This is a genomic window from Gaoshiqia sp. US2 (assembly GCF_059705485.1).
In genome coordinates this window covers 3,864,516-3,880,602 of record NZ_AP048550.1, presented here as the reverse complement: position 1 = coordinate 3,880,602, position 16,087 = coordinate 3,864,516, and the positions used below count along the sequence as shown (strand labels likewise).

The window sequence follows — 16,087 nt, the reverse complement described above, 5'->3', positions numbered from 1 at the left end:
AACTGTCCGTGAATAGTTTTTTTTCATAATTTCGTAATGATTTGAATGTAACGTTCAAGTTAAATGGAGCCTTTTAATGGGTAATTTTCAGGCTCTTGATTCAAAAGGAGGTGTTGACGCATCTCCTTTTTCTTTTAAAAAAGAGGTTTTATTCCATTGGCAATTTCATTTAGTGTTTTTAGATTTAATTAAAATTGTTGGTTTATAAGCCCGGGAGCTGTTGTTGGTAATGATCTCGTAAGTCAGGTCGGAAGTAAATTCCAGCAAATTAAGTATTTGCGTGAGATTTTCATTTTTAATTGTGGCTGTGTACAAATAATGATTGATTTGGGGATCGTCTACGATGATTTTGACATCGTACCACCGTTCAAGACGTCTGAAAACATCAGCCATCAGGTCATCGCGAAAGATCAGGATTCCGTCCATCCAGGAAGTATACTTGCGGATATCGCTGTCGGTAATCTGAAAGCCTGTTCCCCCTTTGTTATATTTTGCAACCTGTCCGGGTTTCAACCGGAGAAAGTTGCTTACATCGTCATATTGCCCTTCAAAAAGACTTACAGATCCTTCTTTTAAGGCGATTTCAATTTGCTGGTCGTCTTTGTAATTGGATGCATTAAAGCTGGTTCCGATCACTTTCAGTCCAATATCCCCCAGTTGTAATACAAAAGGATGTTTGTCGTCCGGTGCAACGTCAAAATAAGCTTGTCCCCATAACCTGACGTCGCGGATTTTTTCTTTGGTCAGTTTTTCGGAAAAGATAACGGAAGATCCCGGATTCAGCCAAACCAACGTTCCATCGGGAAGTTCAACCCGCTTAATTTTTCCTTCGGGCGCTGTAATTTCATGCAGATAAACAATATTGGCATTTTTAAAGCGGATGTCGAAAAAGAATCCTGCGGATACAAGGATGCTTATCACAATAGCAGCCGCCGCTCCTGAGAACCACGGGAGTAACCTGTTTGTACTGGCCCGGCGACTTGACTGTTTCAGGCCCAGGGAATGCTTAATTTTACTGAATATTTTTTGTGAATCAATTTCAATAGGTTGATCATCAGTGTATTCACCCCATTTTTTATCCAGCAAGTCGTTCACCAGGGCATTTCCTTCGTCGCTGTTGTACAGTTCAAAAAGTGTTTTAAGTTCCCCCGTTTCAAGTTCTTTTCCCTGATGCAGGTCCTGAAGTCGGGTCAAATGGTCGTTATTCTGTTTCATATCCGGTTTATCTGAAAGCAATACGCTTCAGCCGGGAAAAACTATGAGCCGGATGAGGGGAAAAGTCAATTTTTTTTCAAACAAAATTAAAGTGTAGCTGCAATAGGCAGATTATCAGAAAAATAGAATGATTGTTAACAGTCCGTATTTTTTTAAACCTTCTGCAAACTGTTTATTGGCTTTCATCAGGTGGCTGTCGATTGTCACCAGCGATACATTTAGTCGCTCACTGATTTCTTTTCGGGATAGGCCTTCTTTTTTTTGCAGATAAAAAATTTCTTTTCGTTTTGGAGGCATTGAATTAATCAGGGAATCTACAATCAGGGCGGTTTCTTTAAAAATGATTTGTTCGTCGGCGCTTTCGTTTGCCTGTTCGGTAAAAAGAGACAGGTGGTCTTCGAAAATCCGTTTGTTGATTTGCCTGCGCGTGTGACTGATAAAACTGTTCTTGGCAATTTTGAATAAGTAAGCGTCAAACGGGTAACTTTCATTAAAATTGGCCCTGTTTATCCAAACTTTCATAAAAGCGTCCTGGACAATCTCTTCACTGTCGGCTTTCGACCGGGTTAGTTTTAAAATAAATCCATAGAGACGCTTATGGTAGATCTCAAAAAGTCGTTCGAAAGCCTTTGCATCACCTTTTTTAAAATCACGGATCTGATCGATAATGGTTTGATTCATATTATGCTGTTCCCGAAATTCATAATTAGGCATTTCCGGTTAAATTTGCAAAAAGCATGATATGCTAAATAACCGATTTTTTTGTTTTCTTTTTCTGACGATGGGTAAATGCCAAAAAACAGGGGACGATGGATGTGAATAAGCAATTAGCCGGTGCGGGAAAGAAGTTTGTTCTTTGGGAATATTTTTAGTGAATAGCTGTTGCTTTTTTAAGATTTTTTATAGCTTTGCACTCACGATTTTCGACCGGGATGTTATCCTGAAAATTATCGGAATCAGATGCCGGATGGCATGATGTTCTAAATAAAATGAGCCCAGATGGTGAAATTGGTAGACACGCCAGCTTGAGGGGCTGGTGCCGGTTACGGTGTGCAAGTTCGAGTCTTGTTCTGGGCACTGATAGAAGTATCAAAATGTATCAAAAGCGCTTAAATTCAATGATTTAAGCGCTTTTTCTTTTGGGGGATTTTTCAAAAAAAGCTCCTGAAAATCAAAGAAAACGCGACAAAATCGAGACCAAACTCAAATTCACTTTTTCTGGTCGCGGCAAATCATGCAACGAATTGATTCAAAACATTTTATTTGACTCTTTTTAACTCATTTTTGCACTTTTTTTTTCATGCAAATCGGGGTATTTTAGATCGTCTGCGAGACCAGATTTTTGATTTTGTTAATTGTCGTACCATGAAAATTGTGATTAATTTTTTATTGAGAAAAAGCAGAAAAGCCGATGATGGTAAATCATCCGTTTGTGTAAGGATTACCTACCTCGGTAACCGCACTGAACTTGCAACAGGAATTTATTCATCAACGGATCATTGGGATACCACCCGGCAACGAATTAAAGATAAAGTCAGCGGTGCCAGAGTGGACAATGAACGTATTGATCGTATCAAAACCGAAATTCAGGATACGTTTAACCAACTTCGCTCAACCAATGAAGATTTTGATGTGAATACGATTAAACGAAAACTTTTAAATATCCAGGAATCAAAAGGAATCCTTGCCGTATTCGATTATTACCTGGATAGCATCCTTGCCAAACTAAACAAAGGCTATTCAATGGAAACCTATAAGCATTATAAATCTTCCCGGAAACGCTTGGCTGAATTTATCAACTCCAGTCTAAAAAGATCTGACATTTCAGTTCAGTGTATCGACTACAAATTTCTGGACGCATTTGATGTTTTTATTAAAAAGGATTTCAACAACGTCCAGAATACAGCATGGAATTACCACAAACATCTCAGACGAGTTCTGAACCTGGCCATTTCACTGGATTACATTGATAAAAATCCATATTCAAAATTTAAAGTCGGGTTAGATGAAACGCACAGGGAAATTCTTTCCATGGAAGAGTTAAAACGAATTGAAGAAAAGCAAATTGAAATTGAACGCTTGTCTGTTGTTCGTGATATTTTTGTTTTTGCGTGTTACACAGGACTCTCCTTCGCAGATATTTCAAAACTTAGCAGTACTCATCTTCAACAAAAATCAGATGGCAAAGAATGGATAATAATAGACCGGTCAAAAACGAATAATAGATGCCGTATCCCTATTCTGCCCAAAGCAAAAGAAATATTGAAACGGTATGAGGACTATCCCAAAATTAATGGGAAGAGCCTTTTACTCCCCGTATTGACCAACCAGAAAATGAATAGCTATTTGAAAGAATTGGGAGACATCTGTAATATCAAAAAGAACATCTCAATGCACATCGCCCGGCATACTTTCGCCACAACGGTGACTCTTAGCAATGGAGTTCCAATTGAAACTGTGTCTAAATTACTTGGACATACCTCTTTGAAAACAACACAGATATATGCCAAGGTATTAGACCAAAAAATATTAGAAGATATGGAAGTATTGGAAGCCAAACTATGCAATGCATAATAGGAATTGATTAGCCAGTTTTGTAGTTAGAATTTTGGTTGCCAATCATTTTGGTCTCGAAATAATCCCTTTCAATTTAATAATACATGAATGATTTGGTTGTCACAGATATTAAGAAGAAAGGGTATTTAAATTGATTTGATGTATTTTGATGCTTTTTAGGTCGAGAGTTTATGACAGCTGGGGGATTCGAACTTACTCTTATTCCGAGCTGATTATCAATGCTTTACAAAGTGCTTCGTTTTATAGGTCTCGATATAGTCTCGCCTGATATTCAATTTGTTACGATATATGTATATATAACACATCAAAATATTTGTGATTTTTAAAGATTATGATCTCGTAATATCCAAATCTTTTTGACATTATTTTCACCAAACTGGTCACAAAAAGGCTTTCATTCTTTATATATAAAGATATTTCACCTTGGGAAAAGGCCGTTTGACTGCATATTAAACGGAAACCTGTCTGCACCAAGCAGAATCAAGGATCAAATAACCGATTTTATTCAATAATAGGTAATCCCTGATTATTGATTTTAGTGTAAGGTACAGTCATTCTTTTATCTACCACACAATTCCATTTCATAATGTATTCCGTTCCGGGCAAAAACTCGCCGTTTTTTTCAGGATATTGGACAACTGTTCTTCAAGGTTTTCCTACATTAACCCGAGCTCAACGTAAAAAGATCGTCAGAATACATTAATCAGATGAAGGCTATGTTTATATTAAAGATCTACAAATTGATTGATTGAGAATAAACCTCACCGAACCGGGTGGTAACTTCTATTTTTACGTTTTTGGTTCCGGGAGTCGGTTTTGACCTGAAAAGATGCAGAGTATGATAGCCTGTGCCTTTGCCGTTTTTCATGGTGATAAAGTCCTGATCTTCATCGTCGAACTGCTCCATCGAACCTTTCAACGTCCCATCTTCGTACCATTTTACCTGCCAGGCCGCATCCCAGTCCCAAATATTGGCTACTACATAACCGGACTGCGAAGCAAATTCGCCCGGTTTGTAAACCCTGAACTGGTACGAAATGTCTTTGCCGGTTGATTTATAATGCCATTTCACATCGATTCCTTTTACATTTACCACCAAGTAGCCGTTGGGCGCCCCACAACGATTGTAATTTCCGGCCCACCAGGCTCCACAGGCCGCGCCGATATTGTGTTCGTATATACCCTGAACCGGTTCTTCATTTTCGTAAAAATGGGTATGCCCGGCAAAAATATGTACTTTGTAGCCATTCAATATCTCAAATAATTCGGCAGTGTTCCTGGTGTTCCCGTCACCTTCGCTCGATTTATTTGAAGTTGGGGCATGTACGTTCAGAAAAATCACACTGCCCGGCTTTATGTAACTCAGATCTTTTTTCAGCCACTCGAACTGATCGGGGGTAAAGCGCTCGGTATATTTTTTCCCGGCAAAATAATCTATGTCGTTCATGGTGATAACGTGTATATTGCCTATGTTGAAGGAATAATCAAGTGGTCCGAAAAACGATTGGTAAGTTTCTTCGGCATAGTTGTCCTGTGGGTTTTCCGAATTATGCAGGTCGTTGTATCTCAAGTCGAAATCGTGATTACCTATGGTGGAAAAAACCGGGATATATAACGACGAAAACAAGGCTTTATAGGGAATGAACAGTTCCATTTCATCAAAAACATTATCACCCAGCGTCATGGCATAAATGTCTTTACCTTCAGCCTGTTTTATTGTCGTTTTCAGGTCGGTTATCGTTTCTTTGTCGAAGCGTTCCATATGAGCGCTGTTCTTAACCTGGGGGTCGGATATGGCAAGATAAACAAATTCATCCGATTTGTCAGCGCGTCTGTTCAGTTTGAAATCCTTGCGGTTTATATCCTGTTTGTCAGATAGCTTTGCATAAAAATTGCTTACAACATCATTTTCAATGTCAAAATCTGACGGTATTGAGATACTTACATATTTGCTGCGGGTTAAATCGGCAGGTAAATAATATAAGCCATTTTTATCCGTTACGGTGAAGTTTTTTCCATCATTCACCACTACTCCTTCCACCGGTTTGTTTTTATTGTCGATGACCAGGCCCTTTACGGTCATTCCTGCTTTATCCGGTACTTCGGTTTTCAAAACAACAATGTCCTGCGGTGAGCGTACATTTACACTCTGGCAATCCAGCAGCGACAAATTAAACAGGATAAGTAATCCTGAAATAATAGATATGGTTCGTTTGTTCATTTTTTTTTAAATTATTAATGATAATTTATGCGGATGGAAGCAAATACCTTTACGATATCTTCTACCGTTTTAGCCTCTTTGATATCGGCTTCGATATTTTTGGTGTCGTTCTCGTAACAAAGCAGATTAGCGCAATCGAGTATATGGCTGAGTATGCCGCAGGCAACGTCTTTATTTACATCTTCTTTTTTTAATGCTTTTTTGTAATAATTATTCACTTTGGTTACGGCATTGAATACAACCGGTTTCCTGATTTCCACGGTAGTTCCCGAAAGGCCGACACTTTGTTCATAGACATGCTTGTAACTTTGCTGAAACAAATTCCATTTGGCGGATATTTCTCCCCCCAGGAAATGTTCTTCTTCAAACACTGGGTTTGAAGCCGGAGAATTTCCATAAAACTCCAGCGTATATTTTATAGCAACACTTTTTCGGTCTGTTGCAATATTACTTCCCGGTATTTTCCCAGCATCCATATGTGTTGCCATATCAGCCATTTGCTGAGCCGAAGTGTTCAAGATTACTAAAATAGAAAATGTAATTGACAGAAAAAACTTAACCATATTAACTGAATATTTGATCATACAAATTGTATAGCGGTTATCAGGGCATTCGTGCCATCGTAAACGAATGCCCTGATCAATATCAGAGTAATTCTTATTTTTGCCAGATAAGCTTTATATTAAAATCGTCTCCTCCCATGTTTGCTTTTGCCGCCTGATAGTTTTTCAGGTTGGTGCGTTGCAGCACAACCGGATATTTAAACCGCTGGGGCATGTATTTTCCTTCCGAAACACCCACGCCACGCGGCACTTTGGGATAACCTGTACGGTTATATTCGTACCAGGCCTGACAATCGCAAAAGAACAGGGCATAATATTTTTGTGTCATCAACTGCTCCAAAGTTCCATTGTAGGCTACAGCTTTATTGTCGAAATAAGTAGAAGGAACGACACCCCCCCATTGCTCTATAGCAGCCGTAACGCCTTTTTTATAATGGCTTTCGGCATCGGCAGCCGTACCGTATTTTTGGGCATACTCGGCTTTAATCAGTTCAAGCTCGGCATACGACATTAGCGTAAGTTTCATCGGGGCAATGGCAAGTTTTTGCACAGGTTGCGAAGCGCTAATTGACGGTACCACCGCATAGCCGCTTGGAAGTCCGGTATAAGATTTTACGCCGTTATTCGTGACTTGTGTTGCAAATATAGGCAGGCGTGGATCGTTCCATGCCTTCAGGTTATCAATGAAAAATTCGGACAAATAGGTATAGGAAGTAAAATCCTGAGGCCTCGTCAATGGGGCTTCCTGCGGATAAACCCCCGATATGGCAAGTAAGGCTGCATCAGCATTCGATTCGAATACCGGATAGGTTGTCGGATTATCAAGCATCTTTTGAAGCTCGGCCTTTGCGTTCAGCCCCGACACATTGAGAGTTCGCAATAATACACGCATTTTGAGCGAATTACAAAACTTCTTCCACTTTACAATACCTGTCGATACGTTCGAAGTAAGCGTGGCATTGGTCAGGTACAGTAATTCGCCATCGGTATTGTATTTTAATCCGGAGGCTGTATTGAATTTCGTGTTGGCCGTGTCTAAATCGGCTATAATCTGTTTGTAAACGTCAAGCTGCGTATCGAATTTTGGGGTATAAATCCCTTCATCTCCACGGCAGGCCTCGGTCATGGGCACATCGCCGAAATTATCGGCAAGCAACTGAAAGATCCAACCGCGAAGTGTAAGCGCTATGGCCCGATAATTGGGTTCGTTAAGCGCAATGGCTTGCTTTTCCATTTCGCGGATATTGGTCAACCATTTATAATAAGTGGTCCACGAACCGTCGCCGGCAGCATCTTGTATGTTGTACCAACCCACTCCGCTTATGCTTGATGTAGATACGGTTCCCTGCATCAGAGGGAAAGTATAATCGTCATATCTGTTCCAATTATAGGCGGCCATCCCGTAAAGAACAGGATTGAGCAACGTGCCCGGATTAGCTTGTGTCAGCCGGGTAGGGTCGGTATTCATTTCGTCGAAGTTAGCACATGAATTCAGCAGTAACAACATAACAACGAAGAATGGAATTATTTTGCCAATATATTTTAGCTCCCTGACTTTCGCAGGAAGAATCAATATACCTGAATTTCCTTTTTTCTGTTTTGGTGAATGTTCCATATATAAATAATTGTTTATCTGATTTGAATTGATATTGAATAATAACATGTCTTTTAAAAGCTAACATTCAAATTGAGACCGAAAGTTCGGGTTGAAGGCAACGACCCGGTTTCGATACCTGGCACAATGGAACTGCCGTTCAAAGCTACCGTTTCGGGGTCGAATAACGGATAATCGGTAATGCAAAGCAAATTACGCCCGTAAATTCCAAGAGAAACATTTGTAAACGGGGTTTTGTCCAAAATCTTTTTAGGCAACGTATAATCAAATCTTACTTCGCGGATTTTTAAGTATGATGCATCAAAAGAGTTGGTTTCGACATTGGCTATGCGGTTATATTCTTTGTAGTACGACTCCACAGTAATCAACTTTTCGTTCGGACTGTAAGTTCCATTGGTATTTTGTACCACTCCCGGAGCTACCATGTAAATACCGCCTATCTGTATCAACGAAGAGTTGGAGGTAACGCGAGGATCGTCGCCGGCAATATAATATTCAGTACCCGGAAGGCGCCCGTTCAGCGTATATGCCAATTTTCCCTGCTCGCTCATTTTATGGAACGATTGCGAATAAACCAATCCACCGAATTGTCCGTCTATCTGGAAACTGAATTTAAATCCCTTATAGCTAATTTCATTATACATTCCGGCTTTCCATGAAGGGTAAGCAGAGCCCACATATTCAATTACACTTCCACGAACCGGTAACCCGTCGGCGCCGATTATCACCTTGCCGTCGGAATTACGAACAAGTTTATATCCCCACAAGTCGCCGGTGGTTCCTCCCACGGTACCAATAATTGATGCGTTTCCGATGGAGGCGATCAACTGATTTTCGTCGGAACCTTCGGCCAGCGAAAGGATTTTGTTCTCGTTTTTCGACCAGTTGAGTGTTGTTTTCCAATTGAACTCTTTTGATTGGACAGGTGTGCCCGTCAGTTCAACTTCGATACCGCGGTTACGTACGCTTCCCGAGTTGATTGTAGCCCGACTGTAACCCGTTGTCGGGTCCATAGGCGCATCCAATATCTGGTTTTTTGTTTTGTTATAATAAAATGTCAGGTCGAGGCCAATCCGGTTTTTAAACATGCGAAAATCCAGTCCCGTTTCATAGTTTGTCGATATTTCGGGTTTAAAATCCTGATTGTACAACGTGGAAGCTACCGTTACCGAACCGGGGAAATTACCTGTTGTATAATAAGCTGATGTTTTGTACGGATCGGTATCGTTACCTACCTGCGCCCATGATGCCCTGATTTTCAGGAAGCTGATGCTTGAAGGCAATTCGGCTAATTCGTTCACCATCACGCTGGTTGATACCGATGGATAGAAGAATGAACGATTTTGGGAAGGTAGTGTTGATGACCAATCGTTACGGCCTGTTACATCTAAAAATATCTTATTCAGGTATGAAAAATTGGTTGTAAAATACAAACTATTGATCGCTTTCTTCCTGATGTCGGTAGCCACCACCGGATTCGAAGCTCCATTGGCCAGCTTATATACTCCGGGGGTAATCAATCCTACGACAGCCGCCGAAAGTGCATCGTAGTACCTGTACATCACGTTCCCCCCGGCTGATGCATTAAGTGTAAGACCGTTGCTATACGAATCATGGTATGAAAGTAAAGCATCGGTATTCATTTCATAGTCAAATACATTTTGTTTTTTGAAATATCCGGTTCCATATACGACATCGCTCACTGTACGACGCTGTTCGCGTATGTCGTTGGTAAGCTGAATACCGGAACGTAGCTGAAAGTCAAGTTTGTCGGACAATTCAAGATTAGCCGTCAGCGAAGTTTCGTTGCTGTATTTATTTGAAGGATTTTCATTCTCGTAAAGTGTTACGAACGGGTTGCCAATATATGTACTGTAAGGCTGTAACTGTTTGGATTTTTCCTGGCCTGTTTTCCACATCGGCCGCAACCAGTCCAGATTTACATTCGGATTCTGGAAAATCATAAAATAGGAGATCGAGTTGCTGTTGTATCCCAGGGCCGGAACATTATCGGTTGTGCGGTAAGTCTGGCTTGTTTTCAGGCTTACCTTCAGTCTGCGCGAAATCTGCTGCTGGGTCGATACACTTCCTACAAAACGCTGAAAACCAGTATTTGGCAATATCCACTCGTTTTTAGTATGTGTCAGCGATACGCGCATTGCACCTTTATCGCCCTTTCCGGTTATGGCTACTGAATTGCTGATAGTGTAACCGGTTTGAAACAGGTCGGAACGGTTATTTTTGTAAGGAACCCAGGGAGTTGCCCCGGTAGCCCGGGCTTGTGTCACCGGATCGTACTGATAATACAATTGGTTGGTATCAAAGCGTGGACCATACGCACTGCTTGTACCACTCGTCGAAACATTTCCATCGGGGGCTGCCCCGTACGAATAGTATAATTTGCCAGCATAATCGGTACCGGCTTTACCAATATAACTTGGCAATCCCTGACCAAAATCATACTGATAATCAGGATATTTCATTGCATTATCGGTGCTTAGGCTCGAACTGAAAGTTATGCCTATCCCTTTTTTTGCAGTGGAGCCCGATTTGGTTGTGACCATGATCACCCCATTGGCAGCGCGCGTACCATACAAGGCGGTAGCACTGGCGCCCTTCAATACCTGGATATTCTCAATATCATTCGGATTTATATCTGAAAATCCGTTACCATAATCGACCGACAACTCGGCCGACGATCCTGCACCATAGGCAACGCCAGGATTGCTCTGAGGACTGCTCATCGGGACGCCATCAACAATAACCAAAGCATTATTGCCATCCATATTGAGCGAAACGTCGCCCCGCAACGATATGCGTGTTGAAGAGAGCGGTCCGCCCGCCGACATAACCGATAAGCCCGCCACTTTACCACTAAGCGCCGACGACCAGTTATTCGGATTTGTGTTGGAAATTTCATCGCCGTTCACTCCTTGGGTAGCATAACCTAATCCTTTCTCTTCTCTTTTTATACCAAGAGCTGTTACTACCACACCGCCCAGTTCTATTGTATTTTCTTCTAAAACAATAGTCAGGTATGAATCGGTGTATTTCACTTCCTTACTGATAAAACCAATATAACTGCACACCAAAACACTCCCCTGGTTTAATTCTTTCTGTGGTTTGAAAGAAAACTCTCCCTGGGCATCTGTAACAGTCCCGTTTGTCGAACCCTTTACCAAAATAGTTGCTCCTATCAAAGGATTTCCTTTGGTATCAGTTACCTTTCCTTTTACTAAGGATTGTGCGAAACCCGTCGCAGTTAGCGTTATTAAAGAAATGAATAACAATAGACTTCCAAATCGAAATAATGTCCTTGAATTTTCCATAGATTTTTGGTTAATATTTGAGGGTGAAATAAGGCCAATGAAATTTCAATTGGATTGCATTTTTGTGAAAGGGAAATTAATAAAAACAAACTTAAATATCATAATAAATAAATCTTCAGGAATTCTGGAACAGAAAATCTATTGTCAAATGGATTACAATTGTCAACGACTAAAAAAATGGGGAGGCATTGCCTCCCCATTCTCAGAATTTGATCTGATCTTCAACTTCCCTGATCTTTTCATCCAAAGTGGTTTTGATTTCATCCATCACGGCAGATACAACCGGGGTATTGGAGGTTTTAAACTCTTTACCTGAGGCATCCCGAAGGAACACGGTTGCACCCATTCCGTCAGCGCCTAAAGAAAAGGTCTGAAGATTTCGACGGGTATCGGTCAGCTTGCGCCATTTTTCAATGAGCATGCTCAAATCTTCCACTTTCTGGATGCGCTTTTCCAACGATGGAACTTCTGCAACCGTTTTTTCATCTCTCTTCACTACTTCCAAAGAAGTTTTAGCTTGTTCAACACTCTCAGCATCGATTTTCTTAGCTGTATTGTTCATATTATTTTCCACTGCCCTGTGGCATTATTTTGGCATCTGGCACGCCGGTTAAAATTTCGGCGAAACCGGATATTGAGCTGTCCCGGATAAGGTCAATGGGGTGCATGTCAGTTTCATGCCAATTCCGTCAGGAATTAATCAATCCATGAAACTGAACGCATCCGAAGGAAACGAGCCACGAAAAGCGAGTTCCCCTTTACCGTTCCGTGAAGCGATTAATAACTTTGCCCGAATTTTAAATGGAGTGGTTTTACCTTTCAAAATATTGATAACGAGCAAAAAAGGGGCAATGCCCCATAGCCGTCAACCTAATTTTTAAACTATCAGATTATGAGCATATAACTGTTTTTATCCCCATTCCTTTTGAGAACAGGGTTAATTCTAGTAATTTTGCTCATATCAAAGAACTTTTTAGTTTTTTTAAACGGGATGTTATCGTTACGGATCGTCCCGTTTTTCTTTGTTAAATATACACATAAATATTTGATTTACAATAGTATAAATAATATATTTTCTCTAATCCTATCTTGTTTTTCTTTTTCTCCAACCAGTGATTCTCTCTAAATATCTTTTCCACCCATTTGATAAAATCGGCAATTCCTTTTAATCCCTTTTTAAGTGCATCTCTTAACTTATAGCTATTGTCAAACAACGTCTTAAAGCATTTATTGAGACTAAGCAGCTTGCCCCTTTGCTTATACATATGGTTGCGTTTGGCCATAACTATATTCCAGTTCACAATCATCAGAAGGAGTTTAAAATGAAGGATACATAGCCATCTCGTATATTTCATATTTCTATTGTGATGTATCCCAATTATAGATTTCCATATTTTAAAGATCAATTCAATTTGCCAACGTATTCGGTACAGGGCAGGTATTACATCAGTGGGTAATACATCTTCGGGTACATTGGTGATAATGAGGTTAAACCGAGAGTTAAGCTTAAATTTTTCACTACTATTATATCCTTTCCTCTTATGAGATATATTGGTTCTTCTGATACGCTCCTCATAAACAGCATCTGGTAAAAGATCAATAATCATCCGAACAGGGATCTTAGGAGTATTGCCAATAAATACATCTTTTTCAATCCGGGACAACTGTTGCTTTTTCATCCTTTCGTAAAGGACTTTGAAGTCAAGCTGTTGTATTTCTCCACCTTTCATCTCATAGATGATCGTATTGGCCTTAACTCTGGAGACAAAGAATCCCCCTTTGCTTGATATATTTAAAAATGAGCTAAAAGCAAAATATCCAAGATCCCTAATGATCAAATCGTTGCATTCAACATTACCCAATACTTGTACCGCATCCTTGACATCAGGCCTGTTTGCTGCAGTTAGGTTTAGATCAATAATGCTGCCGCTTTTCAAATCATATTCAAACTGAAGACAGGCTCCTGCTTTTGAAGCACTACCTCCGGAGCCAGGAAGCTGATCTTTGTATTTTTCTGGCAGTTCAAATCGTGTGGCATCTTTAATCAGAACCCGATTGAATAGACTGAGCCACCCAGCTTCAATCTGTTGCCCTAATTCAACTGAAAGTTGTTTTTCAATCAATTGCTTAAGGAATGAAAGAGCCTGCTCGTTAAATCTTTTATCCACCCCTTGCTTGCTGATACCAATGTCATGCCCCGAAAGGGCTTCTATGGCAAGCTGGTTCAGGCTTTTGGGATCTGCTGAACTTGAATCATACATCATTAAATCAAAGAATACAAAAGGATTTAACTTGGATTCCCTTCGGCGAAATCCAGTTTCTTTGGCAGTTGACATCAACTCTTCAGAAGTAAAAACTTCTTCCAATGATCTTTCAAGAGGTAATATTGCACTTTCGCATACCTCCCTATATTTAGGTGAAAATTAAGGAACCTGGATCATTTGACAAATCCAGGTTCCTTAGGTTGACGGTTATGGGCGTTGCCCCTAGAATTCAAACATCAACTGCTGAGTTACTTTTAATACCGGTGCTTGTTGGACAACGAGTTCTTGTTTCTTTTCCGGCAACCTTAAAACCATGTAGCTTTCTGATTCTGTTATCTCCCTGATGTACGGAACTCCATGCTCGGGGTGAAGTTCAATTCTCCAGCCTGCATAAAAGCGGTTCAACAGTGTGTCCATCCAGCAAATTTCACCACAAAGTCCATTCAGACAGAGGTTAATCACACACATCATCGCACAGGTGCGGTCAATATCTGCCCCGAAAAACAAGGAATCCCGCCTGATTTTTGCTGCTGCCATGAGCATCCGGCCTGAGCCACAGCAACAATCGGCTACCCGTTCGCCAAAACCTGCCGGGTTCAATATCCGGGCCATCATATCACAAATCGGTTCCGGGGTAAAGAATTGTCCGTTGTGTCCGTGACTGAGGTATTCCATGTAAAAATCCCCGAACCCGTCTTTCAAACCTTCACCTTTGTTATCCATCCCCATGACCAGTGCTCCGAATGCTTCAGCCATCAGATAGGCATCGGGCTTTTCGTAGTTCCGGACAATTTCATGGTAGCGGTCTTCTTTTGCTCCAAGGGATAAAGAACAAATCACCATTTCCAAAAAATCATCAAACACCAAATGCAACCCATATTTATAGCCGATTTGCAGGATATACTGTGAAAAACTTTTTAACTGTTCCATTTTTTGAATCTTTAATCATGATTAACTGTGAATTTTTGAGATAAAAAAGGCGAAGGCTAAACTGCCTCCGCCATTGGGATAGGGACTGTCAGTGCAACACTGGCCGCCGGGTTTGGATACGACTGATGCTCCAGGATATAATCCACTGCCTTTTGAGCCATTGATGAAGCCATTAAAAGTATCTTCTTATCTTCCTTAAACTTGCCAATCCAGCTTTTGATATAGGCTGCACTGTTGTCGATGGTAGCATTCTGGATACCGGTCATGTAACACAAGTAAGCTGCCCCCATTTCGGCAACCAGTTCTTCCTGGCTGTAATCCTGTGAACCAAACTTGTGGTCGGGCAGCTTTTCATGCCTTCCGGTCCGGTTAATATTCCCAGTAGAATGAATAGCTTCGTGATATAAAACATTATAATACTGTTCATCACGAAAGAAAGTCCGTGGATTGGGCATCCCGATATAGTCTTCGGAAGGTGAATAAAAGGCATGGGTCTGGTTCAACCTGATTTCAGGGCTGTCGTACCAGAATTCGATTAACTGTTCAGCCTGAGCAATCGGGTCAAACTCATGGTCGTAAGCTTCTGTTGGCGGAACTTTGCTTTCATCAATCCCTTCGGTCTGTTTCAGGTTGAAAACAGTGTAATACCGAAGAAACGGGATGTGATCAATGCTTCCGTCTTTTTCTTCTTTGTCGAGTATCTTCCAAAATACAACTGGGAAACCTTTTTCTCCTTTCAGAATATGACCTCCCAGTTCCTTAACCTGGTGAAAAGTGAGAAAGAACGGGGAACCGAACTTATCGGCCACTGTGAGCAGCAACCAGAAGTTAAAACCTTTGTACACCTTTTTGTAAACCATGTTCTGGGGTAAACCTGTTTCAGCCTTCCAGGGCATTTGCCACGGAATTACACCTTTTTCAAGGCGTTCGATAATCAGGTTGGTAACCATCTCGTAAATGTCGAATGAAGTATTCATGGGATAATGCTGCTGCCTTGCAGACTTGTTTTGGCACCCTTCGATTTACTCGGGGAATATCTGGCACGCCGTTAAACTTAAATTTTTGGCGTACCGACATTGAGCTGTCCCGGATTAGGTCAACGGGGTGCATGTCAGTTTTCTGCGAACCTATTACTCATTTAATCTGTATGTTATCAAAAAAGAACAAAGCAAAAAACTGAACGCATCCGAAGGAAACGAGTCACGAAAAGCGAGTTCCCCTTTACCGTTCAGGGAAGCGTAAATAAATTTGCCGGGAATTTGAGTGTAATAGCTATACTCTTACTTATGAATAACTTAACACCAAGCAATTTTACACATAGCTTCAATTATTATTATTTTCCAATACTGTTTTATTTATTTTCTTATTGTAAC

General features: G+C 40.8%; 11 protein-coding genes and 1 tRNA gene. 2 read left to right on the top strand and 10 right to left on the bottom strand.

Annotation, left to right across the window (positions count from 1 at the left end; all coding sequences use genetic code 11):
• Positions 1-165: 165 nt before the first annotated feature.
• Both AC6H3C_RS15520 and AC6H3C_RS15515 read right to left on the bottom strand, forming a co-directional pair.
• Positions 166-1,215 (bottom strand): FecR family protein, encoded by a 1,050-nt coding sequence (locus AC6H3C_RS15520; RefSeq protein ID WP_497516320.1) that lies wholly within the window; start codon positions 1,213-1,215, stop codon positions 166-168.
• Positions 1,216-1,329: 114 nt separating this feature from the next.
• Positions 1,330-1,929 carry an RNA polymerase sigma factor gene (locus AC6H3C_RS15515; protein ID WP_497516319.1) on the bottom strand — a complete coding sequence of 200 codons (600 nt, stop codon included), beginning with the start codon at positions 1,927-1,929 and terminating at the stop codon, positions 1,330-1,332.
• Between the two features lie 279 nt (positions 1,930-2,208).
• Between AC6H3C_RS15515 and AC6H3C_RS15510 the strand changes: the two genes are divergently transcribed.
• Together AC6H3C_RS15510 and AC6H3C_RS15505 are read left to right on the top strand one after the other, a co-directional pair.
• Positions 2,209-2,292, top strand: a tRNA-Leu gene (locus AC6H3C_RS15510).
• A gap of 288 nt (positions 2,293-2,580) precedes the next feature.
• Positions 2,581-3,789 (top strand): site-specific integrase, encoded by a 1,209-nt coding sequence (locus AC6H3C_RS15505; protein ID WP_497516318.1) that lies wholly within the window; start codon positions 2,581-2,583, stop codon positions 3,787-3,789.
• A gap of 736 nt (positions 3,790-4,525) precedes the next feature.
• Here AC6H3C_RS15505 and AC6H3C_RS15500 read toward each other — a convergent pair.
• The 8 genes from AC6H3C_RS15500 to AC6H3C_RS15465 all read right to left on the bottom strand — a co-directional run bounded on the left by AC6H3C_RS15500 (position 4,526) and on the right by AC6H3C_RS15465 (position 15,691).
• Complete coding sequence (locus tag AC6H3C_RS15500) at positions 4,526-6,013, bottom strand: calcineurin-like phosphoesterase C-terminal domain-containing protein (protein ID WP_497516317.1); 1,488 nt, start codon at positions 6,011-6,013, stop codon at positions 4,526-4,528.
• A gap of 14 nt (positions 6,014-6,027) precedes the next feature.
• A complete protein-coding gene (locus AC6H3C_RS15495) occupies positions 6,028-6,501 on the bottom strand; it encodes a hypothetical protein (protein WP_497516315.1) in 474 nt (157 codons plus the stop codon).
• Between the two features lie 169 nt (positions 6,502-6,670).
• Positions 6,671-8,191 carry a SusD/RagB family nutrient-binding outer membrane lipoprotein gene (locus tag AC6H3C_RS15490; RefSeq protein ID WP_497516314.1) on the bottom strand — a complete coding sequence of 507 codons (1,521 nt, stop codon included), beginning with the start codon at positions 8,189-8,191 and terminating at the stop codon, positions 6,671-6,673.
• Between the two features lie 53 nt (positions 8,192-8,244).
• On the bottom strand, positions 8,245-11,520 hold the full coding sequence (locus tag AC6H3C_RS15485) for a SusC/RagA family TonB-linked outer membrane protein (protein ID WP_497516313.1): 3,276 nt from the start codon (positions 11,518-11,520) through the stop codon (positions 8,245-8,247).
• Between the two features lie 202 nt (positions 11,521-11,722).
• Positions 11,723-12,082, bottom strand: coding sequence for a hypothetical protein (locus AC6H3C_RS15480; RefSeq protein ID WP_497516312.1), 360 nt, complete (start codon positions 12,080-12,082; stop codon positions 11,723-11,725).
• A 463-nt stretch (positions 12,083-12,545) separates the two neighbouring features.
• Positions 12,546-13,886 (bottom strand): IS4 family transposase, encoded by a 1,341-nt coding sequence (locus AC6H3C_RS15475; protein WP_497516311.1) that lies wholly within the window; start codon positions 13,884-13,886, stop codon positions 12,546-12,548.
• A gap of 120 nt (positions 13,887-14,006) precedes the next feature.
• Positions 14,007-14,714 carry an N-6 DNA methylase gene (locus tag AC6H3C_RS15470; protein ID WP_497516310.1) on the bottom strand — a complete coding sequence of 236 codons (708 nt, stop codon included), beginning with the start codon at positions 14,712-14,714 and terminating at the stop codon, positions 14,007-14,009.
• A gap of 56 nt (positions 14,715-14,770) precedes the next feature.
• On the bottom strand, positions 14,771-15,691 hold the full coding sequence (locus tag AC6H3C_RS15465; RefSeq protein ID WP_497516309.1) for an ArdC family protein: 921 nt from the start codon (positions 15,689-15,691) through the stop codon (positions 14,771-14,773).
• Between the last annotated feature and the right edge of the window lie 396 nt (positions 15,692-16,087).